General features: G+C 71.2%; 22 protein-coding genes and 1 riboswitch. Of the genes, 10 read left to right on the forward strand and 12 right to left on the reverse strand.

What is annotated here, in order from left to right:
• Positions 1-112: 112 nt before the first annotated feature.
• Positions 113-1,909, forward strand: a complete 1,797-nt coding sequence (locus DEJ49_RS09245) for an AMP-dependent synthetase/ligase (RefSeq protein ID WP_150183679.1) — start codon at positions 113-115, stop codon at positions 1,907-1,909.
• Between the two features lie 446 nt (positions 1,910-2,355).
• Here DEJ49_RS09245 and DEJ49_RS09250 read toward each other — a convergent pair whose 3' ends face one another.
• Complete coding sequence (locus tag DEJ49_RS09250; RefSeq protein ID WP_150183680.1) at positions 2,356-3,498, reverse strand: glycosyltransferase family 4 protein; 1,143 nt, start codon at positions 3,496-3,498, stop codon at positions 2,356-2,358.
• Between the two features lie 132 nt (positions 3,499-3,630).
• Here DEJ49_RS09250 and DEJ49_RS09255 point away from each other — a divergent pair, with 132 nt between their 5' ends.
• Positions 3,631-4,872 (forward strand): glycosyltransferase family 87 protein, encoded by a 1,242-nt coding sequence (locus tag DEJ49_RS09255; RefSeq protein ID WP_150183681.1) that lies wholly within the window; start codon positions 3,631-3,633, stop codon positions 4,870-4,872.
• Here the strand turns inward: DEJ49_RS09255 and DEJ49_RS09260 are convergent.
• The 5 genes from DEJ49_RS09260 to DEJ49_RS09280 form a co-directional block, all read right to left on the reverse strand.
• Positions 4,829-6,034 carry a hypothetical protein gene (locus tag DEJ49_RS09260; protein WP_150183682.1) on the reverse strand — a complete coding sequence of 402 codons (1,206 nt, stop codon included), beginning with the start codon at positions 6,032-6,034 and terminating at the stop codon, positions 4,829-4,831. The two genes, DEJ49_RS09255 and DEJ49_RS09260, sit on opposite strands and share 44 nt — an antisense overlap.
• A 38-nt stretch (positions 6,035-6,072) precedes the next feature.
• Complete coding sequence (locus tag DEJ49_RS09265; RefSeq protein ID WP_150183683.1) at positions 6,073-7,101, reverse strand: NlpC/P60 family protein; 1,029 nt, start codon at positions 7,099-7,101, stop codon at positions 6,073-6,075.
• A gap of 252 nt (positions 7,102-7,353) precedes the next feature.
• Complete coding sequence (locus DEJ49_RS09270) at positions 7,354-8,385, reverse strand: C40 family peptidase (protein ID WP_150183684.1); 1,032 nt, start codon at positions 8,383-8,385, stop codon at positions 7,354-7,356.
• 288 nt (positions 8,386-8,673) lie between these two features.
• On the reverse strand, positions 8,674-10,023 hold the full coding sequence (locus tag DEJ49_RS09275; protein WP_150183685.1) for an NYN domain-containing protein: 1,350 nt from the start codon (positions 10,021-10,023) through the stop codon (positions 8,674-8,676).
• Between the two features lie 34 nt (positions 10,024-10,057).
• Positions 10,058-10,297 carry a hypothetical protein gene (locus tag DEJ49_RS09280; protein WP_150166909.1) on the reverse strand — a complete coding sequence of 80 codons (240 nt, stop codon included), beginning with the start codon at positions 10,295-10,297 and terminating at the stop codon, positions 10,058-10,060.
• A 133-nt stretch (positions 10,298-10,430) separates the two neighbouring features.
• On the opposite strand from DEJ49_RS09280, the gene DEJ49_RS09285 reads away from it, so the two are divergent.
• The 7 genes from DEJ49_RS09285 to DEJ49_RS09315 all read left to right on the forward strand — a co-directional run bounded on the left by DEJ49_RS09285 (position 10,431) and on the right by DEJ49_RS09315 (position 16,682).
• Positions 10,431-11,168 carry a rhomboid family intramembrane serine protease gene (locus DEJ49_RS09285; RefSeq protein ID WP_150183686.1) on the forward strand — a complete coding sequence of 246 codons (738 nt, stop codon included), beginning with the start codon at positions 10,431-10,433 and terminating at the stop codon, positions 11,166-11,168.
• Positions 11,165-11,446: an Lrp/AsnC family transcriptional regulator gene (locus DEJ49_RS09290; RefSeq protein WP_150183687.1), complete on the forward strand. Its 282-nt coding sequence runs from the start codon at positions 11,165-11,167 to the stop codon at positions 11,444-11,446. The genes DEJ49_RS09285 and DEJ49_RS09290 overlap by 4 nt, the downstream gene beginning before the upstream one ends.
• A gap of 90 nt (positions 11,447-11,536) precedes the next feature.
• Complete coding sequence (locus DEJ49_RS09295) at positions 11,537-11,848, forward strand: small secreted hydrophilic protein (protein ID WP_150183688.1); 312 nt, start codon at positions 11,537-11,539, stop codon at positions 11,846-11,848.
• On the forward strand, positions 11,760-13,301 hold the full coding sequence (locus tag DEJ49_RS09300) for a sensor histidine kinase (RefSeq protein ID WP_150183689.1): 1,542 nt from the start codon (positions 11,760-11,762) through the stop codon (positions 13,299-13,301). Before DEJ49_RS09295 ends, DEJ49_RS09300 begins: the two co-directional genes overlap by 89 nt.
• Positions 13,286-13,948 carry a response regulator transcription factor gene (locus DEJ49_RS09305; protein WP_150183690.1) on the forward strand — a complete coding sequence of 221 codons (663 nt, stop codon included), beginning with the start codon at positions 13,286-13,288 and terminating at the stop codon, positions 13,946-13,948. Before DEJ49_RS09300 ends, DEJ49_RS09305 begins: the two co-directional genes overlap by 16 nt.
• A gap of 77 nt (positions 13,949-14,025) precedes the next feature.
• The gene (locus DEJ49_RS09310) at positions 14,026-15,438 is read left to right on the forward strand and encodes an SLC13 family permease (protein ID WP_190329300.1); all 1,413 of its coding nucleotides are present in this window, start codon (positions 14,026-14,028) and stop codon (positions 15,436-15,438) included.
• 44 nt (positions 15,439-15,482) lie between these two features.
• Positions 15,483-16,682: a glycerate kinase gene (locus DEJ49_RS09315; RefSeq protein WP_150183691.1), complete on the forward strand. Its 1,200-nt coding sequence runs from the start codon at positions 15,483-15,485 to the stop codon at positions 16,680-16,682.
• Here DEJ49_RS09315 and DEJ49_RS09320 read toward each other — a convergent pair.
• The 6 genes from DEJ49_RS09320 to DEJ49_RS09345 form a co-directional block, all read right to left on the reverse strand.
• On the reverse strand, positions 16,631-18,004 hold the full coding sequence (locus DEJ49_RS09320) for an aminotransferase class V-fold PLP-dependent enzyme (protein ID WP_150183692.1): 1,374 nt from the start codon (positions 18,002-18,004) through the stop codon (positions 16,631-16,633). The two genes, DEJ49_RS09315 and DEJ49_RS09320, sit on opposite strands and share 52 nt — an antisense overlap.
• 189 nt (positions 18,005-18,193) lie before the next feature.
• A riboswitch (SAM riboswitch) is annotated at positions 18,194-18,311 on the reverse strand.
• A gap of 77 nt (positions 18,312-18,388) precedes the next feature.
• A complete protein-coding gene (gene trpD, locus DEJ49_RS09325; RefSeq protein WP_150183693.1) occupies positions 18,389-19,453 on the reverse strand; it encodes an anthranilate phosphoribosyltransferase in 1,065 nt (354 codons plus the stop codon).
• A 167-nt stretch (positions 19,454-19,620) separates the two neighbouring features.
• The gene (locus DEJ49_RS09330) at positions 19,621-21,261 is read right to left on the reverse strand and encodes a cytochrome b (RefSeq protein WP_150183694.1); all 1,641 of its coding nucleotides are present in this window, start codon (positions 21,259-21,261) and stop codon (positions 19,621-19,623) included.
• Positions 21,258-22,313, reverse strand: a complete 1,056-nt coding sequence (locus DEJ49_RS09335; protein WP_150183695.1) for a ubiquinol-cytochrome c reductase iron-sulfur subunit — start codon at positions 22,311-22,313, stop codon at positions 21,258-21,260. Before DEJ49_RS09335 ends, DEJ49_RS09330 begins: the two co-directional genes overlap by 4 nt.
• Positions 22,310-23,119: a c-type cytochrome gene (locus tag DEJ49_RS09340; RefSeq protein ID WP_055566233.1), complete on the reverse strand. Its 810-nt coding sequence runs from the start codon at positions 23,117-23,119 to the stop codon at positions 22,310-22,312. The genes DEJ49_RS09335 and DEJ49_RS09340 overlap by 4 nt, the downstream gene beginning before the upstream one ends.
• Positions 23,120-23,195: 76 nt before the next feature.
• Complete coding sequence (locus tag DEJ49_RS09345; protein ID WP_055566234.1) at positions 23,196-23,816, reverse strand: heme-copper oxidase subunit III; 621 nt, start codon at positions 23,814-23,816, stop codon at positions 23,196-23,198.
• A 203-nt stretch (positions 23,817-24,019) separates the two neighbouring features.
• Here DEJ49_RS09345 and DEJ49_RS09350 point away from each other — a divergent pair, with 203 nt between their 5' ends.
• Positions 24,020-24,418 carry a response regulator transcription factor gene (locus DEJ49_RS09350; RefSeq protein WP_150183696.1) on the forward strand — a complete coding sequence of 133 codons (399 nt, stop codon included), beginning with the start codon at positions 24,020-24,022 and terminating at the stop codon, positions 24,416-24,418.
• Positions 24,419-24,511: the final 93 nt, after the last annotated feature.

The raw sequence follows: 24,511 nt of genomic DNA on the forward strand, positions 1-24,511 counted from the left end.
GCAGTCCAGTAGTGCTCAGCCCCCCACTCGACTGAGCACCTGCCCGATCTTGGACCGCACCGTCGCAGCACACAACGTCGTGGCGCCGGCGCCCTATGTAGGAGCAGCAGTCTTGCGCGAGTTCAGCCTTCCGGCCCTGTACGAGGTCCCTGCGGACGGCAATCTGACCGACATCGTCCGTAGAAATGCCGCGCAGCACCCGGACGTCGCCGTCATCGGCCGCAAGGTCGACGGACGCTGGCAGGACGTCACGGCCAAGGCCTTCCTCGCCGACGTGCGCGCCACCGCCAAAGGGCTGATCGCCGCCGGAGTGCGGCCCGGCGACCGTGTCGGCCTGATGTCCCGCACCCGCTATGAGTGGACGCTTTTCGACTTCGCCATCTGGAGCGCGGGCGCGGTCACCGTTCCCGTGTACGAGACGAGCTCCGCCGAGCAGATCCAGTGGATCCTCGGTGACTCCGGCGCCGTGGCCTGCGTCGTCGAGCTCGACGCGCACAACGCCGCCGTCGAGTCGGTGCGTGAGGCGCTGCCCGCCCTGAAGCACGTCTGGCAGATCGACGCGGGCGGCGTCGACGAGCTGCACGCCGCCGGTGCCGAGGTCCCGGACGCGACCGTCGACGAGCGCAGCGGCGCCGCCAAGGCCGACGACCCCGCCACGATCGTCTACACCTCGGGCACGACGGGTCGTCCCAAGGGCTGTGTCCTCACCCACCGCAGCTTCTTCGCCGAGTGCGGCAACGTGGTGGAGCGCCTGAAGCCCCTGTTCCGTACGGGTGAGTGTTCGGTCCTCCTGTTCCTCCCCGTCGCCCACGTGTTCGGACGCCTGGTCGAGGTCGCCGCGCTGATGGCGCCGATCAAGCTGGGGCACGCGCCCGACGTCAAGAACCTCACGGACGAGCTCGCCTCGTTCCGGCCGACGATGGTCCTGGGCGTGCCGCGCGTCTTCGAGAAGGTCTACAACTCGGCGCGCGCGAAGGCGCAGGCCGACGGCAAGGGCAAGATCTTCGACAAGGCGGCGGACACGGCCATCGCGTACAGCCGCGCGCTGGACACGCCGTCGGGTCCGTCGCTGGGCCTGCGCCTCAAGCACACGCTCTTCGACAAGCTGGTCTTCAGCAAGCTGCGCGCGGTCCTCGGCGGGCGCGGCGAGTACGCGATCTCGGGCGGGGCGCCGCTCGGCGAGCGCCTGGGCCACTTCTTCCGCGGCATCGGCTTCACGGTCCTGGAGGGCTACGGCCTCACGGAGTCCTGCGCGGCCACGGCCTTCAACCCGTGGGACCGGCAGAAGATCGGCACGGTCGGCCAGCCGCTGCCGGGTTCCGTCGTGCGGATAGCGGACGACGGCGAGGTCCTGCTCCACGGCGAGCACCTGTTCTCGCACTACTGGAACAACGAGGGTGCCACGGAAGAGGCCCTCGCCGACGGCTGGTTCCACACGGGTGACATCGGCACGCTCGACGAGGACGGGTATCTGCGGATCACCGGCCGCAAGAAGGAAATCATCGTCACGGCGGGCGGCAAGAACGTCGCTCCGGCCGTGATCGAGGACCGTATCCGCGCGCACGCGCTGGTCGCCGAGTGCATGGTCGTCGGCGACGGGCGTCCGTTCGTGGGCGCACTGGTCACCGTCGACGACGAGTTCCTCGGCCGGTGGGCGGCGGAGCACGGCAAGCCGGCGGGGTCGTCGGCGTCCTCCCTCCGCGACGACGCGGATCTCCTCGCGGCGATCCAGAGCGCGGTGGACGACGGCAACGCGGCGGTCTCCAAGGCGGAGTCCGTCCGCAAGTTCCGCATCATCGGCTCGCAGTTCACGGAGGAGTCGGGGCACCTGACTCCGTCGCTGAAGCTGAAGCGGAATGTGGTGGCGAAGGACTACGCGGACGAGATCGAGGCGATTTACCGCGGGTAGCGTTGACGGTCCCGCCCACTCGCCGTGGGTGGCAGCTACCCGTCCGCGACTCCCGCGCCGCGCTGGTTGCTCGCGCAGTTCCCCGCGCCCCTAAGAGCTGGGGCTGCGCCCCGCTCTCTCCCTGCCTGGAGGCGGCGGAGCCGCCTTTCAGGGGCGCGGGGAACTGCGCGGACGCCCCCCACCGGCCCGCAGGCGCGAAACGAGCCCCCGCGGCACGGCCGAGGGCGGGCCTTTAGGGGCGCGGGGAACTGCGCGAGCAACCCCCACCGCCCGTAAGGCGCGAAACGAGCTCCGCGGCACGGCCGAGGGCGGGCTTTTAGGGGCGCGGGGAACTGCGCGGACGACCCCCACCGGCCCGCAGGCGCGAGACGAGCCCCCGCGGCAGGGCCGAGGGCGGGGGGTGCAGGGGTGCGGGGAACTGCGCGGGCCGCACCCGCCCGCCTCCGCTACAGGAGTGACTTGAGGTTCTCCGCCAGGAGGTCCCAGCGCCACTTCTCCTCCACCCACGCCCGCCCCCGCTCCCCCATCCGGGACCGAAGCTCCGCGTCACCCAGCAGCGCGGTGATGCGGTCCGCCGCCTCCTCGGGCGCGCCACCCCGTACGACCCACCCCGTCTCCCCGTCCCGCACCGCATCCGGCGCCCCGCCGGAGTCCCCCGCGACGACGGGCAGCCCTGTCGCGGACGCCTCCAGGTAGACGATGCCGAGGCCCTCGACGTCGAGGCCCCCGCGCCGCGTCCGGCAGGGCATGGCGAAGACGTCCCCCGCGCCGTAGTGCGCGGGAAGTTCCGACCACGGGACGGCCCCCGTGAAGCGGACGGAGTCCGCGACCCCCGTCTCCGCGGCGAGCCGACGCAGGTCCTTCTCGTACGGGCCGCCCCCGACGATCAGCAGCACCGCGTCCGGCTCCGCGGAGAGAATCCTCGGCATGGCGAGGATCAACGTGTCCTGGCCCTTGCGCGGCACGAGCCGCGACACGCACACCACCACGGGCCGGTCCGTCAGGCCGAGCCGCGCCCGCACCTCGTCGCCGCCCGACCCCGGGTGGAACGTCTTCTCGTCGACCCCGGGCGGGAGTTGGACCATACGGCCCGCCGCCGCCGGGCTCAGCGCAGCCGCGATCCGCGAGCGCGTGTACTCGCCGAGATACGTGATCGTGTCCGTCGCATCGCCGATCCGGCGGAGGAGTTGGCGGGAGGCGGGCAGCTGGGCCCACCCCGCCTCGTGGCCGTGCGTCGTCGCGACCAGCCGCGTCGCCCCCGCCTTGCGCAGCGCGGGCGCCATGAGCCCGAGCGGCGCCGCCGCCCCGAACCACACCGACGTGCAGCCGTGTTCGCGCAGGAGCGACACCGCGCGACGGGTGACGCGAGGCGTCGGCAGCAGCATCGTCGTGGCGTCGCGTACGACCTGGAAGGGCTGCTCGGCGTCGAAGGCGGCCGTCGCCTCCGCGCCTTCGCGGCCCCGCTTCCACGTGGAGGCGTAGACGACGAGCTGCTCGGGGTCCAGGCGCAGCGCCATGTTGTGCAGGAACGCCTGGATGCCACCGGGCCTGGGCGGGAAGTCGTTCGTGACGATCAGGGTCTTGTGCATCGCGCACGACAGTACCGAAGCGCGGCCCCGGCGCCGAAAGCCACGGCCCAGCCTCTTCGCCCCTCCCCCGCCCCGCCCGGCATCATGTCGTCTTGAATCCTGATTAAGCATGTGAAAAGGGGCGAGGCGCTCATGGCACGCATCCTGACCGTCTGGGGGCTGACCAGGGCCCTGCTCATGCTCTTCGTCCTCCACGTGTTCACCGCCCCCGGACCCGACGTGACCAGCGACGTCTCCGTCATCTATCAGGGCTGGTACGAGATCCTGCGCACCGGCACCTTCCCGCTCGACGACGTCACCTGGCAGTACCCGCCCGCCGCCGCCCTCGCGGTCCTCTCCCCGGCCCTCCTCCCCTTCCTCGACTACGCACCCGCCTTCTTCGTGTGCTGTCTGCTGTGCGATGCGGCCGTGTGTGCGCTGCTGCTCTACGCGGGGTGTCGGCCCGGGAAGTCGCTGCGGGGGGCTTGGGTGTGGGTGATCGGCGTCGTCCTGCTCGGGCCCACCTCGTACGCGCGCTACGACGTGCTGGTCGCCGCCGTCGCCGTCGCCGGGCTGCTCGCCGGGGCCCGGCACCCGCGCACGATGGGGGCGCTCGCGGGGTTCGGGGCACTGCTCAAGGGGTGGCCCGTGCTGCTGCTCGTCGGCGCGCCGCGCGGGCGGGCGACGCGCCGGTCGTGGAGTGCCGCGGCGGGCACAGCCCTTGTGCTCGCCCTGGCTTTCCTCGTCACGATGCCGGGGGCGCTCGCCTTCCTCACCTTCCAGCGCGACCGCGGCACCGAGGTCGAGTCGCTCGGCGCCCTCGTCTTCCACGTCGCGCGCCACTTCGGCTGGCGGGGCGAAGTGCGGCTCAACTACGGCTCGGTGGAATTCCTCGGGCCGTACGTGCCGCTGGTGAGCACCGTCGCCCAGGGGCTGTCCGTGGCCGCCCTCTGCTGGCTCCTCGCGTGGCGGCTGCGCGCTCGCGTCCGTGCGGCGAGCACCCCGGCGGACGCGGCCTTCGTCGCGGTGCTGCTCTTCACCACCACGAGCCGGGTGATCAGCCCGCAGTACATGCTGTGGCTGGTCGGGACGGCCGCCGTGTGCCTGGCGTTCCGTGCGAGCCCCATGGTGGTGCCGGCGCGGCTGGTGCTCGTGGCCACGTTCGTGACGTTCCTGGAGTTCCCCGTGTGGTTCTCGCACGTGGTCGCCGGCGATCCGCTGGGGCTGGCCCTCCTCCTCGTACGCAACGGGCTGCTGGTCGCGGCGACCGTGCTGGCCTGCCGGAACCTGTGGCGTCGGACGGTGTCCGTGCCGCCGCGCGGGGCCGCGTCGCGTCCGATGCCGGAGCAGGTCAGCCAAGCTCCGCGCGCAGATACGTATGCCAGCGCGCCGTGAAGTCCTCGGGCGTGGTGTCCAATACGCCCCGCAGCGCGCCCTCGACCGCGCCGTCGCGCCCGTCGTGGGCACCCACCGCCTCGTAGAAGTCCGTGAGCTTCCGCTCGCCCCACTGCTCGGCGATCATCCGGCAGGCCAGCCACGCGCCCTCGTACGCCCCCGCGAGCTTCGCGGCGTCCCCGCCGAAGCCGAAGTCCTTGTCCTCGGGGAGCGCGGCGGGCAGGTGGCCGCGCTGGACCGCGCGGCGCAGCTCGGGCGCGGCCTGCGCGGCGGTGCGTCCGGTGTCGCGGTAGCCCACCCAGTCGGCGAAGCCCTCGGAGAGCCAGAGCGGGGTGGCCTCGGAGGTGTCCGTGCGGGTCGCGACGTGGGTCGCCTCGTGGGTGAGGACGACCCGCTTGCCGAAGTCGCCGAGCACGCCGTACGCCTCGGGGTTGACGATGATCCGGTCGGCGGGGGCCCGCCCCGACCTGCCCGTCTCGCCGGTGGTGACCGCGGCGATCCCGCGGTAGCCGGACGCGGGCGCCCCGAGGAGCCCCGCCATGCCGTCCAGCGACCGGGGCACGAGGACGACGATCCGTCCCGGCCACTTCCCCGGCCAGGCCTCCCGCACCGCGGGCACCGCCCGGTCGGCGAGTTCGCGGTGGGCGCGCAGGTCGGCGGCGCTCTGCCCGACGCCGAGTACGAGGCTGCGCTCGCCGCGCTCGGCGGTCACGCGCCCCTGGTCCCAGAGCTGTTCGCCGGTCTTCTTCGCGGGCCGCTCGTCGGTGACGTACCACTGCCCGCCGGTGCGCCTGAGCGTGAGCGTGCGCTCGGCGGTGATCGGGGCGCGGTCGAAGCCCTTGACGCGGTAGTGGAGCTCGGCGTTCGCCGTGGCCCTCGCGCCGTCGCGGTCGAGGCCGGTCAGCCGGTAGTCCCAGGAGTCGAGCGGGACGGCGCGCAGGCGCCCGAAGAGGTCCTCGGCGCCCTTGGCGGGGCGCTCGGTCCTGTCGTACGCCTTCTCGTCCCCGGCGAGGACGGCCCGCGCCCGCCGCTCCAGGACCTTGCGCACCTCGCCCGCCGCCGCGTCCGGGACGGGGTCGCGTCCGCCGCATCCGGCCAGCACGACGAGACAGAGGGCGCAGCAGAGCGCCGCCAGCCATGACCCACGTCCGTGACCTGCCACCTTCCCGATCGTACGGGGCGTGCGCGGCGTACGGCCGGTCAGATCCGCGTCACGGACGAGACCGGCATCATGCCGACGGGGTCGTAGCGGACCGGCGCTCCGGGGTAGGGGGCGTGCACGACCTGGCCGTTGCCCATGTACATCCCGATGTGGCTGGCGTCGTCGCGGTAGGCGACCAGGTCACCGGGTTGTGCCTCGGACAGGGACACCTGGCGTCCCGCGTACCGCTGGGCCTGCGAGGTACGGGGCAGGCCGACCCCTGCCTGGGCGTACGACCACTGCATGAGGCCGGAACAGTCGAATCCGGAGGGTCCGTTGGCGCCCCACACGTAGGGCTTGCCGATCGCGGACCGGGCGGCGGCGATCGCCGCGGCGGCGCGCGAGGAGGACGGGGCGCCGCCGAGCTCGGGCAGGCCGTCGCGCCCGCCGGACCGCGAGGACCTGTCGTACGCGTCGCGCTCGTCGTCGGGCAGCGAGTTCAGGAGCTTCCTGGCCTTGGCGAGCTTGTGCTCGACGGAGCGCTTGTGGCGGGCGACGGTGGTGCGGCTCTTCTCCAGCTCGGCGAGTTTGCGGCCCGCCTCGGCGCGCTGCTGCGCGAGGGTGCGCTGCGCCCGCTGGAGGTCGGCCAGTTCGCCCGCCTGGCGGGCGCTGACGCGGTCGAGGACCGAGGCCCGCTCCAGGTAGCGGTCCGGGTCGGAGGAGAGCATCAGGGCCAGCGAGGGGTCGATGCCGCCCTCGCGGTACTGCGCCCCGGCGAGGGCGCCGAGGGCGCCGCGCATCCGGTTGATGCGCTCCTGGCCGCGCGCGACGCTGTCCTTGGCCCGTGCGACCTGCGCGCGCAGCTTGTCGGCGTGCTCGTCGGCCTTGTTGTACGACTCGGTGGCCTGCTCCGCCTGTTCGTAGAGCCGGTCCACCTTGGCGCGCGTGTCGGACGGCTTGTCCTGCGGCGCGGCACCTGCGGGCGCGGCAGCGAGGGCCGCCGCCGCGGTGGCCGCTGCCGCTGAAAGGACGGTCACGCGCGTGCTCCGGTCGAGACCGGGCTGTGCGGGACGGCGATGGAACCCCACGGGACGCCGCTCTCCCTTCCGATGACACAGACTCTGACGACCCCCCGGGTGTCCCGGGGAATGCGCGCCGACAGTAGCCGTGCGGGAACGGACGGCCAAAGACCCGTCCGGGTGCGGAAAGGGCGCGGACAGCCCGACGCCCCGCTTCTGACGCAGGTCATCAACGGGGCGTGGGGTCAGCGGGAGTTGCCGGAATTCGCCCGTTTGGGCGGTGTCGGCAATGCGTTGACGCCGAGCGTCAACCGGGATTCGTCAGACGCGGACGCCGAACTGGAAGGTGCCGAGGTACGCCATCGACTCGTAGCGCACCGAGGCGCCGGGGTGCGGGGCGTGCAGCACCTGGCCGTTGCCCGCGTAGAAGCCGACGTGCGCGAGGTTGTTGAAGAACACCAGGTCGCCGGGCTTCAGTTCGCTGCGGCCGATCCGCGTGCCGTCGTTCTGCTGGGTGTATGTGGTCCGGGAGATGTGGACGCCGGCCTGCGCGAACCCCCACTGGGTGAGGCCGGAGCAGTCGTAGGAGTTGGGGCCCGTGCCGCCGGAGACGTAGGGCTTGCCTATCTGGGTGGCGGCGGCGGCCATCGCGGCGGCGCCGCGGCCGGAGGCGGGCTTCTCGTCGCCGAGGTCCACGCGCTCGTCGGCGGCGCGGCTCGCGCGCTTCTGCTCCTTGGCGTCCAGCGCCGCCTTCTCCTTGGCGGTCAGCGTGTTGAGGAGCTTCTGCGCCTCGCCGAGCTTGGCCTGGACTTCCTTCTTCTTCTTGCCGAGCTCCGTGCGGGTGTCGGCGAGGTCGTCCAGCTTGCCCGCGGCCTCCTTGCGCTGCTGCGCGAGGTCCCGCTGCTTCTTCTGGATCTTCTTGAGCCCGTCGACCTGCTGGCTGCTCAGCTGGTCGAGAGTGGACGCCTTGTCGAGGTAGTCGTCCGGGTCGGAGGAGAGGAAGAGCTGCAGGGAGGGGTCGATGCCGCCGGAGCGGTACTGGGCGCTGGCCATCGAACCGAGGCCGTCGCGCAGGTCGTTGAGCTCCTCCTGGCCGCGGGCGACCTTGTCCTGGAGATCGCCGATCTGCTTCTCGAGCTTCTCCTGCTTCTCCTTGGCCCCGTTGTACTTGTCGGTGGCCCGCTCCGCGTCTTCGTAGAGCTTGTCGACCTTGGACTTGACCTCGTCCTTGCTCGGCTTCGGCGCGGCCTGGGCGGCACCCTGCGAGGTGAGGGCCACGGCAGCGGCGGCGGTTGCGGTGAGCACGGTCACGCGGGTGCGGCTCGGCTGCTTGGGTCGACGGTGGGACGCCACGAAGGCGGCTCCTTCTTCCTCCAGCCGCCTACCGAGACCCGGTCGGCGGGTACCGCCGCCGTCACCCCGGATGGGTGATCAACCGAGCGGAGGTTCGAGGTGACATTAGTGACCTTCTTGTGATCAGTTCAAATCACACCATCAAAAAATCGTCCCAGGAGAGCATTCTTTACTCATGACGCACAGTCAGTGATGATCTTCTGACGCTACGTCGCGTGAAGGGCGCCTCAATTCGGGCATAGGGCACAGGAGTTGCCGAGTGCCGCTTAGCGAGCGAAAGCCTCGTCCTCAGCCGCGCGAGAGCCGCTTCAGGAGCACCGCCGAAGCCACCGGCCGCGCCCCCGCCTTCGCGATCCCGTCGGCCACCTCGCGGTCGGTCGAGACGACCACCACGGGCCGCCCCGGCGGCTCCGCCCGCACCAGCTGACGGATCAGCTCGTCCGCCGTGACGCCGGGCTTGGAGAAAAGCACCCGCACCCCGCGCGGCGGCGCGAGCAGCACGGGCGCGGCCAGCTCCGCGCCGTCGAAGACGCAGGTGACCTCGGCGCCCGACTGCAGGGCGAGCTGCGAGAGCGAACCGAGCAGCCGCAGCCGCTGCTTCTCCAACGGCATGGTCGGATAGCCGGTCTTGGTGACGTTGTAGCCGTCCACGACCAGGTGGGCCTGGGGCAGCGCGAGGAGCTGGTCGAGGATCGCCGGGTCGTTCTCGGAGAGCGCGCGGGCGGCGATGTCCTTGGGCGACATCCGCCCCGGCTCGACGGCGTCCACGGTCTCCGCGGGCCGCACGGAGACCGGCGGCAGGGCGAGCTCGCGCCGCAGCCCCTGCGCCGCGTCGAGGACCGTGTCGAGCAGCAGGCGCACCCGCATGTCCTCGACGCTGCGCCCCTCGCGCGCGGCCCTGCGGCTGGCCTCCAGGGCCGCCTCGGTCTCGCCGAGCCGCGCCTTGAGCCGCCGCGTCTCGCTCTCGGCGGCGGAGATCTGTGCCTGTCCCTCGGCGCGCACGGCCTCGACCTCCGCGGCGGCCTTGCGCAGCGCGGCCTCGCCGCGCTTGACGTCACTGAGCGCGCCGCGCAGTTTGCGGTGCATCGATTCGGCTTCCCTGCGCGCCGATTCGAGCTCGGCGCGCAGCCGCTCGGTCTCCGCCTTGGTCTGGCCGCGGGCCGCGACCAGCTCCTCGCGGAGCCGCTCCAGCTCCGCCCTCGTCTCGTCGTCGACGCGTTCGGCGTCGGCCCGCTGAGCCTCCTCGCCCGCGGCGGTGACCAGCTTCACCCAGCCGGTGGGCCGCAGTACGTAGGCCGCGGCGGCCACGTCGAGGGGGTCGGCGGCGGGGGGCGGCGAGCCGGCGTCCAGGGCGCCCGCGAGCTCGGGCTGGACCTCTCTGAGGCGTTCGCCGATGCGCTGCCGGAAGAGGGTGTCGTTCTCCACCGCGGCCGCCATGGCGTTGGCCGCGAACTTGGCGCGCCGGGTGGGCGTGAACCGCGCGTACTGCCGCAGCTGCGCGGGCAATTCGGCCAGGGTGAGGCCGCCGAAGCCGTCCGAGACGATCTGGACGACCCGCCGCCGCACCCCGTCGGGCAGCGGACGGTCGAGCACCTCAGCGGCGCCGTCGTCCGGCTCCCCGCCTGAGCTCTCCACCATCCGTCACCCCACTAGCTGTGCGGGCCCCGCTCCCTCAGGAGTCGGTGCCCGGCCTGTCCACGAGTTCCACCTGATCCACCGCGTTGCACCAGCGGCAGCGCACCGACTCGATGGTCTCACTGACCACCTCGCGTTCCTCGACGTTCGACTCTCCGGCCAGGTCGAGATGGACATACTCGACGACCTTCGAGCTGCGGGTCACGTCGAAACGCGTGAGATTGCCGCACAGCGTGCAGCGCCACCGGGTGGTGTCCGTCGGCAGGGGGACCGTCATCGTGGCTGCTTTCCCTCGGTGTCCTTGGTGCGTATTGCCCGTAACCCTAAGGCCTGTAAGGGGCACCACGCGGCGGCCTCCACAGCGGCATGGCGGTCTGTGCGGGAAGCGCCCGTTACGTCATGCTCTGTTCATGATCGCCACATGGGGTACGAAGGCGGGCCGGCTGCTCAGGGGACAGTCCGCCACGGTGACGTACGGACTGATCGCCGTCTGCTGCGTGATCTTCGTGATCTCGCCGGTGTCCGGGTTCAATCCCGCGTACGGCAGGGGCAACGAACTGCTCGCCGCGCAGCAGGCCTACTTCGAGCGGTGGGGCGTCGTCCCCGCCGAGCTCTTCAAGGGCGTCCCGGGCGCCGCCCTCGGACCGTTCACCGCTCTGTTCGTGCACGGAAGCTGGCTGCATCTGCTCGGGAACATGCTGTTCCTGTACGTGTTCGGGGCCATGGTCGAGGAACGCATGGGGCACCTCCTGTACGCGCTCTTCTACGTCTGCTGCGGCTACCTCGCCCTGCTCGCCTACGCGGCCGCGCACGCGGGCTCCGACCAGACGCTCGTGGGGGCGTCCGGGGCGATCTCCGCCGTCCTCGGCGCCTTCCTCTATCTCTTCCCGAAGGCGCGCGTCACCAGCCTCTTCCCGTTCCTCTTCTTCCTGCCGCTGCGCTTTCCCGCATGGGTGGTGCTGCCGTTCTGGGTGGCGCTGCAGTGGCTGGCGGCGGGGCAGGGCGGCAAGGGCACGGGGGTGGCCTATCTGGCGCACCTCGTGGGCTTCTCGCTCGGGTTCCTCTTCGCGTGGGGGTGGAGTCTGCGGAGGACTAGAGTGCGTGTGAAAGGCAGCGCACCGGCCACCGAGGGAGACAGCCAGCCGTGATCACCGCGATCGTGCTCATCAGGACCAGCGTGGACCGGATTCCGGAGATCGCCGAGTCGATCGCCGCGCTCGACTCGGTCAGTGAGGTCTTCTCCGTGACGGGTACGTACGACCTGATCGCGATGGTGCGCGTGCCGCGCCACGACGACCTGGCGGACGTCATCCCCGGCCGGATCAGCAAGATCCCCGGCGTCGAGGGCACGGACACGCACGTCGCCTTCCGCACGTACTCGCAGCACGACCTGGAAGCGGCCTTCGCGATCGGCCTCGACTCCTGAGCACTGCCCGGCCGAGGGTTTCCTCCGCATGAGGGTTTCTTCATCCGCGCCTCATCCTGACGGTGCGGTGCGTCGCGCACCCTCGCAGTCATGGTCTTCTCCCACCGCATGGCCGCCCTGGCCGCCGTCGTCGCGATCCCGCTCGGCATCGCCGCGACCAGCTACCTCCTGACGGACAGCCCCGAGCAGCCCAAGGCCCCGCCCAAGGTGGAGCTGGAAAGCGACTCGCCGTCCTCGGAGCCGGCCCCTCCACGGCCCGCCCCGAGCGACGAGAAAGTATCCCCTCCGCCGGTGAGCGAGAATCCCTCGAACGATGACAGCGGAGACAGCCGAAGCAGTGGGAACGGCGACGAAGACGCCGCGGACGACAACGACGACGACGGCCCCGGCGACGACGGGTGAGCCCCGGGGCCGCTGGATAACGGCCCGGGTCCGCATCCTGCTGTGGCTGCTCGTCGTGATGACGGTCGCCCTCACGGCGGTCGCGGCCACCACCCGATCGGTCCTGCTCCGCGACGTCGACCACCGCATCGACGGGCTCCTCGCCCAGGAGACCGCGGAGTTCACCAACCTCGCGCGCGAGGGCGTCGACCCGCACACGGGCGAGAGGTTCACCGACCCCGACCCGCTCCTGCGGCTCTTCCTGTCCCGGCAGTACGCCGACCCCGACGAGGAACTCCTCGGTCTGGTCGGCAGCTCCGGGGAGGTACCCGCCAAGAAGGAGCAGTCGCGCGAGGCGCGCATCGACCACCCCCTCGCCGAGGACCCCGCCGCGCTGCGCACCGTCTTCGCCTCGCCCGACGCGACCGGCACGGTCCACCGCGACCGGGGCGAGATCCGCTGGGCGAAGGTGGAGATCGGGGCGCGCGCGGGGCATCCGGCCGCCGCGTTCGTCGTGGCCTTCCACCCCGCGGGCGAACAGGCCAAGGCGAACGACGTGTTCACCATGCTGCTCGCCATCTCCGGCGTCGCGCTCCTGATGACGACGGGCATCGGCTGGGCGGTCGCGGGCCGCATCCTCAGACCGGTGCGTCTGGTGCGCACGACCGCCGCCCAGCTCACCGAACAGGACCTGACCCGGCGCATCCCGGTCCAGGGCAGGGACGACATCGCGGCGCTCGCCGAGACGTTCAACGGCATGCTGGACCGCCTGGAGCGGGCGTTCGCCGCGCAGCGCGAGTTCGTCGACGACGCGGGCCACGAGCTGCGCACGCCCATCACCATCGTCCGCGGCCATCTGGAGCTGATGGGCGACGGTCCCGGCGAGCGCGAGGAGACCGTCCGCATCGTGACGGAGGAACTGGACCGGATGAGCCGCATCGTCGAGGACCTGCTGCTCCTCGCCAAGGCCGAGCGGCCCGACTTCGTCGCCTCGGAGCCCGTGCAGCTCGCCGAGCTGACCGCGGACGTCTTCGTCAAGGCGCGGGCGCTCGGCGACCGCGCCTGGCGGCTCGCCGAGGTCGCCGACGCCGAGGCCCCTCTCGACCCCCAGCGCATCACCCAGGCGATGGTGCAGCTGGCCCAGAACGCCGTCCAGCACACCGCCCCCGGCCAGCGGATCGGCATCGGCTCACGCCTGTGCGCGGGACGCGTCGAGCTGTACGTCGCCGACAGCGGGCCCGGCGTGCAGCCGCAGGACGCCGGGGTCATCTTCGAGCGGTTCCGCCGCGGCACCGCCCGGCGCGGCTCCCGCGCCACGGGGGCGGGCCTCGGTCTCGCCATCGTCAGGGCCATCGCGGAGAGCCACGGGGGCGGCGTCGAGCTGCGGTCCACGGACGGCGGCGGCGCCACCTTCGTACTCGTACTCCCCGAGGGGCAGCCGGAAGGGACGGAGCGGCAGTGCACCGCATACTGATCGTCGAGGACGAGGACCGCATCGCGGCCTTCGTCGAGAAGGGCCTGCGCGCCAACGGCTTCACCACCACCGTGGTCGCCGACGGCGAGAGCGCCTACGACTACGCCCTGACCGGCGGCTTCGACCTGATCGTCCTGGACATCGGCCTGCCCGGCAAGGACGGCTTCACGGTCCTTCGGCAGCTGCGCGAGGCCCGCGTGACCACGCCCGTCATCGTGCTGACCGCGCGGGACTCGGTGCGGGACACGGTGGCGGGTCTGGAGGGCGGCGCGGACGACTGGATGACCAAGCCGTTCCGCTTCGAGGAGCTCCTCGCCCGGGTGCGGCTGCGGCTGCGCACGGCGGCCGGGGCGCCCGAGGTGACGGTGTTGCGCAGCGGGGAGGTCACGCTGGACCTGCGGACGCGCAGGGCGCGTTCGGCGGGGCGGACGGTGGACCTGACGGCGCGTGAGTTCGTACTCCTCGAACTGTTCATGCGCCACCCGGGGCAGGTGCTCTCGCGGGAGCAGATCCTGTCGCACGTGTGGGGGTACGACTTCGATCCGGGGTCCAACATCGTGGACGTGTACGTGCGCGCGCTGCGCAAGAAGCTCGGGTCGGAGCGGGTCGAGACGGTGCGCGGGATGGGGTACCGGCTGCCGGAGTGAGCGCGGGGCGCGGTGGGTGAACCTTCCTTCATCTGCGCCTCATTAAGGGCTCACGGCCCGGCACCACGCTGGACAGCGTGACCTTGAACCTGCGGCAGGCCGTGACCCTCTGCGCGGCGCTCAGTCTGTGCGCGCTGCTCGCGGTCCCCGGGAACTTCCCGGGTCTGAGCGGCGACGCCCGTCTCACCCTCGCCGTCTTCGCGCTGGCGACCTGCGCCTGGATCGGCACGCCGGTCGACGACACGTACATCGCGCTCGGCGCGGGCCTCGCCCTCACCGCGACCGGTGTGATCAGCAGCGACACCCTGTTCGGCACCCTCGGCGACGAGACGGTGTGGCTGCTGATCTGCGCCTTCGTGCTCGCGGCCGCGGTGGCGCGCAGCGGGCTCGCGGGGCGGGCGGCGGCGTTCCTGGTCAGCGGGGCGTGCACCGTACGGCAGTTGACGCATCTGACGACCGCGGCGCTGGTCGTGACCGCCTTCGCGGTGCCGGCGACCTCGGGGCGCGCCGCGCTCGCGCTGCCCGTCTTCCTCGCGCTCGCCAAGGTCCTCGCCGACCGGAGACGACTGGTCGTGATGCTGGCGCTGCTCTTTCCGACCGTGATCCTCCTGTCCGCGGTCGCGACTCTGATCGGTGCGGGGGCACATCTGATCACGGTGTCGGTCCTGTGGGAGGCGACCGGTGAGCGGATCGGCTTCACGCAGTGGCTGCTCCTCGGGCTGCCCCTCGCCATGACCTCCTCTCATCTCGCGGCGGAGGCCGTCCTGTTGACGACGACGCGGCGCGCCGACCGCAAGGGTCCGGTCCGCATCACCCTCGACCAGCTCCAGGAACACAGCGAACAGCCCGTCACCGGCCCCTGGGAACCTGCCGAGACGCGCTGCGCCCTGCTGCTCGCCACCGTCGTCGCCCTGTGGTGCAGCGAGCCGCTCCACCAGGTGCCGCCCGCCGTCGTCGCGCTGATCGGCGCGGTCGTGGCCGCATCGCCCGCGCTCGGCACCGTCGGCCTCAAGGACGCCCTCAGGACGGTCCCCTGGGCGCTGCTCCTGTTCATGGCGGCGACGATGGCGATGGGGGTCGCGCTCGCCGACTCGGGGGCGGCCCAGTGGCTGGTGTCCGGGCTGCCCCTCGACCTCCCCGCGTGGCTGTTCCTCGCCGTGGTCGTCGCGGTCAGCACGGCCGCGCACCTCGTCCTGCAGTCCCGCTCGGCCCGCTCGTCGGTCCTGGTGCCGCTGGTCGTGGCGGCGGCCGTCGGCGCGGGCGTCAACCCGGTCGCCGCGGCGCTCGCCTCCACGGCGGCGGCCGGGTTCTGCCACACCCTGCCCGCCTCCGCGAAGCCCGTCACCCTCTTCGCCGACATCCCGGACACGCCCACCTACACCCCGCGGGACCTGCTGCGGCTCTCCGCGGTCCTCGCGCCGCTGACCGCCGCGCTCGTCCTGCTCTTCGCCGTGACGCTCTGGCCGCTGCTCGGCGTCCCCGTCCGCTGAACTCCCACGGCTCACCGCCCCCTCGCGTCCACCTGGAGACCACCGTGCTGACCCGTTTCGCCATCGCCCCCAGCGGCTTCAAGGAGTCGCTGTCCGCGGGCTCCGCGGCCGAGGCCATCGCCGCGGGGGTACGCCGTGCCGTCCCGCACGCCGAGACCGATCTGATCCCACTCGTGGACGGCGGCGAGGGCACGGCCCGCGCGCTGGCGTCCGCGAGCGGCGGCCGCCTCGTCGCGCTGCCCGCGACCGGACCCGTCGGCCAGCCGATCGGCACCCACTTCGCCCTGCTGCCCGACGGCACCGCGGTCGTCGAAATGGCGGCCGTGGCCGGCCTCTCCCTGGTCCCCCGCGATCTGCGCGACCCGGGCGTCACCACGACGTACGGCGTCGGCGAGCTGATCCGCGCGGCGCTCGACACGGGCGCCCGCCGCATCCTCGTCGGCTGCGGCGACTCGGGGACGTCGGACGGCGGCGCGGGCGCCCTGCAGGCACTCGGCGCCAGACTCCTCGACCTCGACGGCTGGGAACTGCCGCGCGGCGGGCGGGAGTTGACGCGCCTGAGCCGCATCGACCCGAGCGGCATCGACCCGCGCCTCGCGGCCACCGAGCTCCGCGTGGCCTGCAACCCCTACAACGTCCTGTGCGGCGAGCGCGGCGTCGCCCGCGTCTTCGGCCCCCAGAAGGGCGCGACCCCCACCCAGGTCGAACAGCTCGCCGCCGCCCTGGAGCACTGGGCACACCTGCTCACCAGGGACCTCCGCGTGCGCGCCGATCTCTTCGAGGGTCCCGGCACGGGCGCGTCGGGTGGTCTCGGCGCCGGGCTCGCCGCCCTCGGCGCCGCCCTGCTCCCCCGCTTCGACGTCCTGCTCGACCGGCTCGACCTCGACGCCCGGCTCGCCCGCGCCGACCTGGTCATCACCGCGGAGGGCGCCCTCGACCACCAGACGCCGCGCGGCAAGGTCCCCGCCGAGGTCGCCCGCCGGGCCAAGCTCTCCGGCAGGCCCGTCCTGGTGCTCGCGGGCACGATCGGAGCCGGCGCGCACGCCGTGCGCTCCGTCGGCGTCGACGCCTACAGCTCGATCCTGCCCGCCCCGATGTCGATGACCGAGGCGCTCGGCAGGGGCGGCGAGTTCCTCACCGACGCGACGGAGCGGGCCCTGCGCATGATCCAGCTCGGCTCACGCCTGCCCGCTCAGACCGCGGCGCCGGTGTCCGGCACGCACCGTCCGTCCTCGGTGCGGTAGCTCCAGCGCGCACCGTCCGCGACCAGTTCCCTCACCGCGCGCACGAAGCGCTCGACGTGCTCGTCGGGGGTGCCCGCGCCGAAGCTCACGCGGATCGCGTTCAGCGACTTCTCGCCGGGCGCGGCCTCGGGGGCGCCGCACTCGCCGGGCTCGTCGGGCTCGCTGTCGAGGAGGGTGCGCACCAGCGGGTGGGCGCAGAACAGGCCGTCGCGTACGCCGATGCCGTACTCGGCGGAGAGCGCGGCGGCGAAGTGCGAGCTGTTCCAGCCGTCCACGACGAAGGAGATGACGCCCACGCGCGGCGCGTCGTCGCCGAAGAGGGAGAGGATCCGCACCTGCGGAACCTCGGCGAGGCCCTCGCGGACCGTCCGGATGAGGTGCTGCTCGCGGGCGACGAGCTCGTCGAAGCCCGCCTCGGTGAGCGCCTTGCAGGCGGCGGCGATGGAGTAGACGCCGATGACGTTCGGGGACCCGGCCTCGTGGCGGGCGGCGGTGTCGTGCCACTCCACGTCCACGCCGCCGTCGGCGCGCCGCGCGACCTTGCGGGAGGCGCCGCCGCCCGCGAGGTACGGCTCCGCGTCGCGCAGCCAGTCGGAGCGGCCCGCGAGGACACCGGAGCCGAAGGGCGCGTACAGCTTGTGCCCGGAGAACGCGACCCAGTCGACGTCCAACTCCGCGATGGAGACGGGGTGGTGGGGTGCGAGCTGCGCGGCGTCGAGGACGATGCGGGCGCCGTGCGCGTGCGCGGCGGCGGCCAGCTCGCGCACGGGCCACAGCTCGCCGGTGACGTTGGAGGCGCCGGTGACACAGACGAGGGCGGGCCCGTAGGGTTCACGGTCGGCGAGGGCACGCTCCAGGGTGTGGACGGCCTCGTCCGGGGTGCGCGGCGCGTTGAGGTAGGTGACGCGGGCGTCCCGCCACGGCAGCAGCGAGGCGTGGTGCTCGGTCTCGAAGACGAAGACCTGGCAGTCGGCGGGCAGCGCGGCGGCGAGGAGGTTCAGGGAGTCGGTGGTGGAGCGGGTGAAGACGACCTGGTCGCCCTCGCGGCAGCCGAGGAACTCGGCGACGGTCTTGCGGGAGTTCTCGAAGAGGTCGGTCGACAGCTGCGACAGGTACCCGGCGCCGCGGTGCACGCTGCCGTAGTACGGGGCGTACGCGGCCACGTCGTCCCACACGCGCTGCAGCGCCGGCGCGCTCGCCGCGTAGTCGAGCGCCGCGTAGGTCACCTCGCCGCCGGTGACCAGCGGGACGGTGACGTCCCGGCCGAGGACGGCGAGCGGGGCACAGACGGACGAGTCGGCGGCAACGGCGGAAACAGACATGGCGAACTCCCGTGAGAGACAAGTGAGTTCACTGCGACGACGGCCGCGCCGAAGGCATGCGGCAGCGCAGTGATGAAGAGAGAAAAGGTGCGCGGAAAGGGGCCGAAGGCCCTAGCACATTCGCTTGCTCACGAGACTGCTCCCTTGAGGACCAGGACCCCAGGGCTGTGACATCCGACGATGTCCAGGGGTCCGCGCTTGCCATACGCCTTGCTGCGTACGACCTGGTCTTCACCCGGGGCACCCCGCCACGGACGGAGGGTTGCCGGACAGCGGGCCGGGGCCGTAGTCGCTGTCACTCATGACCTGTGCAGCATCCTGCCACACGATCTTCGATGCGCAAGGCGCAGTCCAGATTCCGGACTGCGCCGTGCGTCACATTCCTCAGCGGTTGCTGGCGGACACCCAGCGCTCGAGGGCCCGCTTCGCGGCCCCCGAGTCGATCGCCCGCGCCGCCTTCGCCATGCCGGCGCCGATCTGCTCCACCAGGGGCTGATCGGTGGGCGCGAGGGCGACGAGCGCCGCCGCCGAGTTCAGCAGCACCGCGTCCCGTACGGGCCCGGTCTCCCCGTCGAGCAGCCGCAGCGCCACCTCCGCGTTGTACGAGGCGTCGGCGCCCCGCAGCGCCTCGACGGGCACCAGGTCGATCCCGACGTCCCGCGGGTCGAACGCCTCCTCGCGCACGGCGCCGTCCCGCACCGCCCAGACCCGCGAGGTCGCGGTCGTCGTCAGCTCGTCGAGCCCGTCGTCGCCGCGGAAGACGAGGGACGAGTTGCCGCGCTCGGCGAAGACCCCGGCCACGATGGGCGCCATCCGCGGATCGGCGACACCGACCGCCTGGGCGCGCACCTTCGCGGGGTTGGTGAGCGGGCCGAGGAGGTTGAAGACGGTGCGGATGCCGAGCTGGCTGCGGGCGCCGCCCGCGTGGCGCAGCGCGGGGTGGAACTTCACGGCGAAGCAGAAGGTGATGCCCGCCTCGTCGGCGACCTCGACCACCCGCTGGGGGGTGAGGTCCAGGTTGACGCCGAGCTTCTCCAGGACGTCGGAGGCGCCGGACGCGCTGGAGGCGGCGCGGTTGCCGTGCTTGACGACCTTCGCGCCGGTGCCCGCGACGACGATCGCGGACATGGTCGAGATGTTGACGGTCTTGGCGCCGTCGCCGCCGGTGCCGACGATGTCGACGCTCGGGCCCGGCACGTCGATGACGTTGGCGTGCGCGTACATGGCGCGCACCAGACCGGAGATCTCCTCGACGGTCTCGCCCTTGGCGCGCAGGGCGACCACGAACCCGGCGATCTGGGCGTCGGTGGCCTCGCCGCGCATGATGCGGTCCATGGCCCAGGCCGTGTCGTCGGCGCTCTGGTCGCGCCCGTCGAGCAGGCCGTTCAGTACGTCGGGCCAGGAACGGTCCGCCGCGGTGTCGCCTCCTGCGGGGGTCACAGCGCTCATAGCCGCTCCTGGTTTTTCCGTCTGCGTATGTAGGAAACACCCCGACACAGCGGGGTGGGACCACCCTATCCAGCCCCCGGGACGGCAAAGAGCCCCGTCCATGCAATGGACGGGGCTCCTGCCGTGGCGACCGTGTAGTCGGTCAGAGCTTCAGAGCTCGGGATTGATCAGTGGTGGCCGTGGCCGCTCGTGATCTCCTTGTACTCGTCGGCGGTGGGCTTGGGGATCTGACCCTCTTCCCCGTAGTAGCCCTTGGAGAGCTTCGCCCGGAGCTTCTGCGAACCGGACAGCTTGCGCTCGACGCCGTTCTCGTCGACCGACGGGCCGAGCTCGACCGGCTTGTACTGCTCGTGCGCGGTGAGCGTGTGCAGCTGCTCCCTGCTGAGCGGCTCGTGGACCTCGATGAACTCACCGTGCGGCAGGCGCTTGATGAGACCCGACTCGCGGCCGTGCAGCACCTTGTCCTTGTCGCGCCGCTGCAGACCCAGGCAGATCCGCTTGGTCACGATGAAGGCGATGACCGGTCCGGCGAAGAAGGCGATCCGGACGAACCAGGTGATCGCGTTCAGCGACAGGTGGAAGTGCGTGGCCCACAGGTCGTTGCCACCACCGACCAGCATGACCATGTACGCGGTGATCCAGGCGACACCGAAGGCCGTACGGGTCGGGGCGTTGCGCGGGCGGTCCAGGATGTGGTGCTCGCGCTTGTCGCCGGTGACCCAGGACTCGATGAACGGGTAGACCGCGATGGCCACGAGGACCAGCGGGAAGACCACGACCAGCGGGATGAACACGCCCAGGGCGAGCGTGTGGCCCCAGAGGTTGATCTCCCAGCCCGGCATCACACGGATCAGACCCTCGGCGAAGCCCATGTACCAGTCGGGCTGGGCGCCGGTGGACACCTGGTCCGGCCGGTACGGGCCGATGGCCCAGATCGGGTTGATCGAGGCGATCGCCGCGATGACCGCGATGACACCGAAGACCAGGAAGAAGAAGCCTCCGGCCTTGGCCATGTAGACGGGAAGCAGCGGCATGCCGACGACGTTCTTGTTGCTCTTGCCGGGGCCCGCGAACTGCGTGTGCTTGTGGTAGAAGACCAGGATCAGGTGCGCCACCACGAGGCCGAGCATGATGCCCGGCAGCAGCAGGATGTGGACCGAGTAGAACCGGGCCACGAAGTCGCCGCCCGGGAACTCGCCGCCGAACAGGAACATCGACAGGTACGTGCCGACGATCGGCATCGACAGGATGGCGCCCTGCATGAAGCGGACACCGGTGCCGGAGAGCAGGTCGTCCGGGAGCGAGTAACCGGTGAAACCGGTGAACATGCCGAGGACGAACAGCAGGAAGCCGAAGACCCAGTTGACCTCACGGGGCTTGCGGAACGCACCCGTGAAGAACACGCGCATCATGTGCACGAACATGCCGGCGAGGAAGATCAGCGCCGCCCAGTGGTGGATCTGCCGGATCAGCAGACCACCGCGCACATCGAAGGAGATGTGCATGGTCGAGTTGAACGCCTCCGACATCAACTGTCCCTGCATCGGGATGTAGCTGCCGTGGTACTCCACCTCGTTCATCGACGGGTGGAAGAACAGCGTCAGGTACACACCCGTGAGGATGATGATGATGAAGCTGTACAGGCAGATCTCACCGAGCATGAAGGACCAGTGGTCCGGGAAGATCTTGCGCATGTTGGCCTTGGCGAGGGAGTAGATCCCCAGCCGGCCGTCGGCCCAGTCCGCTACCCGCTCACCGGCGGGCGCCTTCTGGCGGTTGTCGTTCGATGATGTCGTGGTGGTGCTCATCCGCGCTCCCAGAAGGCAGGACCGACGGGCTCTTCGAAGTCGCCGAGCGCCTCGAGGTAGCCCTTTTCGTTCACGCCGATGCGCAGCTGCGGCAGGGCGTGGCCGGCCGGGCCGAAGATCACTCGGGCACCGTCGGAGAGATCGAAGGTGGACTGGTGGCACGGGCAGAGGACGTGGTGCGTCTGCTGCTCGTACAGGGAGATCGGGCAGCCCACGTGGGTGCAGATCTTGGAGTACGCCACGATGCCCTCGTGCGACCACTCCAGCTCGCGCTTGTCCTTGATGTTCTCCGGCTGGATCCGGACGATCATCAGGGCGGCCTTGGCGATCTGGGTCTGGAAGTCGTGGTCGTGCTCGGACATGCCCTCGGGCATGGCGAAGGTCAGCGAACCGACCGCCACGTCCGCGGGCCGCAGCGGCTCGTGGGTGTTCATGTTCACGAGCATCTTGCCCTTGGCCCACTTGGTGTGCCGGAGCTTGTCCTCGGGCAGCGGACCGAGGTCGCGCAGCAGGACGACGCCGGAGAGCGGGACCAGGGCCAGCGCGCCGAACATCGTGTTCCGGATCAGCTTGCGCCGTCCGAAGCCCGACTCCTCGGCACCCTGCTTGAAGTCCGCCATGACCTTGGCGCGGACCTCGGGCTCGGCCGCGATCGGGTGCCGCTCGTCGGTCATCTCGACGTCGGACATCAGGGTGCGGGCCCAGTGGACCGCGCCCGCGCCGATGCAGAACAGCGCCACGCCGAGGGTGGTGCCCAGGGCGAAGTTGAGGCCGCTGATGTGACCGATCGGCCAGATGAAGACGCTCTTGTCGGCGGGGATCGCCACGTACGAGGCGATGAAGCCGACCGTCGCGATCATCGACAGCGTGAACAGGAACGCCACGGCGCGCTCGGACCGCTTGGCGGCCCGCTCGTCGATGTCCTGGACGCGGTGCTCGTGGGGCGGCAGCCCCGGGTCGGCGAACGGGTTCTCTTCCGTCACCGCCACCGAGCCGTGCTCGGTCTCCTGCTTGCTGGGCAGGTTCTCTTCTGGAATCTCTTGGCTACTCATGACTTCTTGGCCTTTGCGGTCCGAGCGGCGACCCACACGGCGACCGCGATCAGCGAGCCGAGACCGAAGATCCAGCCGAAGAGGCCTTCACTGACCGGACCCAGACCACCCAGCTTGAGACCGCCAGGGCTCTCGGTCTTCTCACCGTTGACCGCGTCGAGGTACGCGATGATGTCCTTCTTGTTCTTCTCCGGCATCGTCGTGTCGGGGAAGGACGGCATGTTCTGCGGGCCGGTCTGCATGGCCTCGTAGATGTGCTTCGGGGAGACACCTTCGAGCGACGGCGCGAACTTGCCGTGCGTCAGCGCGCCACCTTCACCGGTGAAGTTGTGGCACTGGGCGCAGTTGGTGCGGAACAGCTCGCCGCCCTTGGCGATGTCCGCCCCGTCCGGGCTGTACTGCTTCTCGGTCGGGACCGAGGGACCGGCGCCGAGCGACGAGATGTACGCCGCCAGCTGGTCGATCTGGGCCTGGTTGTAGATGACCTTCTTCTTGGGCGCCTGGGCGCCCGGCTGCTGGAGCGGCATGCGGCCGGTGCCGACCTGGAAGTCGACAGCGGCGGCGCCCACGCCGACCAGGCTCGGACCGTCGGAGGAGCCCTGACCGCCGGTTCCGTGGCAGCTGGAGCAGCCCACGGCGTAGAGCTTCTTGCCCTCGTCGATGGCGAGGGACTGGGCGGTGTCATCGGCCTGCGCCTTGTCCGCCGGCGCGAACGCGGCGTACAGCCCCCCGGTGGCCGCCAGCGCGAGGAGTAGGACGACGACCGCCGCCAGCGGATGGCGTCGTCGTGCGGAGAGCTTTTTCACGGATTACCCCGGTGTCAGGATCTTCTGCGTCGATGCTTCTGGAATGTTTCGGATGCGTCGCGTGAGCGACCTCCGCTTACTTGATCATGTAGATCGTGGCGAAGAGGCCGATCCAGACCACATCGACGAAGTGCCAGTAGTAGGACACGACGATGGCTGCGGTCGCCTGTTCGTGGGTGAACCTCCTGGCCGCATAGGTGCGGCCGAGGACCAGCAGGAAGGCGATGAGGCCGCCTGTCACGTGCAGTCCGTGGAAGCCGGTGGTCAGGTAGAAGACCGAGCCGTACGGGTCGGACGAGAGCGAGAGGCCCTCGTGCTTGACCAGCTCGGTGTATTCGTACACCTGACCGCCGATGAAGATCGCACCCATGATGAAGGTGACGATGAACCACATCCGGAGCTTCTTCACATCCCCGCGTTCAGCTGCGAACACGCCCAGCTGACACGTGAGGGAGGAGAGCACCAGGATCGTGGTGTTCGTCGCCGAGAACGGGAAGTTAAGGGCCGAGGCCATTTCCTTCCAGTGATCAGGACCTGTCACCGATCGCAGGGTGAAGTACATCGCGAAGAGGGCCGCGAAGAACATCAGCTCGGAACTCAACCAGATGATGGTTCCGACGCTGGTGAGGTTCGGTCGATTGACCGGCGGGTGCGCGTGCCCGGTATCTACTGTCGTTGCTGTCGCCACGACCGACATTATGTCGGTCGCTTATCCCGCCCTCACCCCGGGGGGTGCCGTTCGGAGTGTCTACGGGGTGTGTCCTGCCCGGATGGCCCATCGGAGGCCTGTCCGAAGCGGTGTTGACGGGGTGTCGGGAGGAGTAGCATCCGCGCATCGGTTCCCGATCCCATGACGGCACAGCTCAGCTCGACGCAACAGCTCGACGTATCGGAGGAACAATGCAGCCGACCGCCACGGTGCTGGTCTACAGCGACAACGCGAGCACCCGCGAGCAAGTCCGGTTGGCCACGGGCCGCAGGCCGGCCACGGACGTTCCCCAGGTCCAGTTCATCGAGTGCGCGACGCCGCACGCGGTCATCAAGGAGCTGGACCGGGGCGGCATCGACGTCTGCGTCCTCGACGGCGAGTCGGCGCCCGGCGGCATGGGCGTCTGCCGCCAGATCAAGGACGAGGTCTTCCAGTCGCCGCCCGTGCTGCTCCTGATGGGGCGCCCGCAGGACGCCTGGCTGGCCACCTGGAGCCGGGCCGAGGCCGCGGTGACGCTTCCGGTCGAGCCGGTGGAGTTCGCGAGCGCCCTGGCCGGGCTGCTGCGCGCCAAGACGGCCGTCGAGGCCTGAGCGAGTCTCCAGCGGTTCACGAGCGGCACCACCGGATTCCACTAGAGGGGCCCACGCCATGGCGTGGGCCCCTCTCGCATGGCCCTCTCGTAT

The organism is Streptomyces venezuelae (assembly GCF_008642335.1).
In the GTDB taxonomy this organism is placed as follows: Bacteria; Actinomycetota; Actinomycetes; order Streptomycetales; family Streptomycetaceae; genus Streptomyces; species Streptomyces venezuelae_F.

Bases quoted from the DNA above. Each gene is read 5' to 3' on its own strand.
- DEJ49_RS09250 (WP_150183680.1), bottom strand. From the start codon at position 3,498: ATGCACAAGACCCTGATCGTCACGAACGACTTCCCGCCCAGGCCCGGT.
- DEJ49_RS09255 (WP_150183681.1), top strand. From the start codon at position 3,631: ATGGCACGCATCCTGACCGTCTGGGGGCTGACCAGGGCCCTGCTCATG.
- DEJ49_RS09275 (WP_150183685.1), bottom strand. From the start codon at position 10,023: ATGGTGGAGAGCTCAGGCGGGGAGCCGGACGACGGCGCCGCTGAGGTG.
- DEJ49_RS09280 (WP_150166909.1), bottom strand. From the start codon at position 10,297: ATGACGGTCCCCCTGCCGACGGACACCACCCGGTGGCGCTGCACGCTG.
- DEJ49_RS09285 (WP_150183686.1), top strand. From the start codon at position 10,431: ATGATCGCCACATGGGGTACGAAGGCGGGCCGGCTGCTCAGGGGACAG.
- DEJ49_RS09295 (WP_150183688.1), top strand. From the start codon at position 11,537: ATGGTCTTCTCCCACCGCATGGCCGCCCTGGCCGCCGTCGTCGCGATC.
- DEJ49_RS09300 (WP_150183689.1), top strand. From the start codon at position 11,760: ATGACAGCGGAGACAGCCGAAGCAGTGGGAACGGCGACGAAGACGCCG.
- DEJ49_RS09320 (WP_150183692.1), bottom strand. From the start codon at position 18,004: ATGTCTGTTTCCGCCGTTGCCGCCGACTCGTCCGTCTGTGCCCCGCTC.
- trpD (WP_150183693.1), bottom strand. From the start codon at position 19,453: ATGAGCGCTGTGACCCCCGCAGGAGGCGACACCGCGGCGGACCGTTCC.
- DEJ49_RS09330 (WP_150183694.1), bottom strand. From the start codon at position 21,261: ATGAGCACCACCACGACATCATCGAACGACAACCGCCAGAAGGCGCCC.
- DEJ49_RS09335 (WP_150183695.1), bottom strand. From the start codon at position 22,313: ATGAGTAGCCAAGAGATTCCAGAAGAGAACCTGCCCAGCAAGCAGGAG.
- DEJ49_RS09345 (WP_055566234.1), bottom strand. From the start codon at position 23,816: ATGTCGGTCGTGGCGACAGCAACGACAGTAGATACCGGGCACGCGCAC.
- DEJ49_RS09350 (WP_150183696.1), top strand. From the start codon at position 24,020: ATGCAGCCGACCGCCACGGTGCTGGTCTACAGCGACAACGCGAGCACC.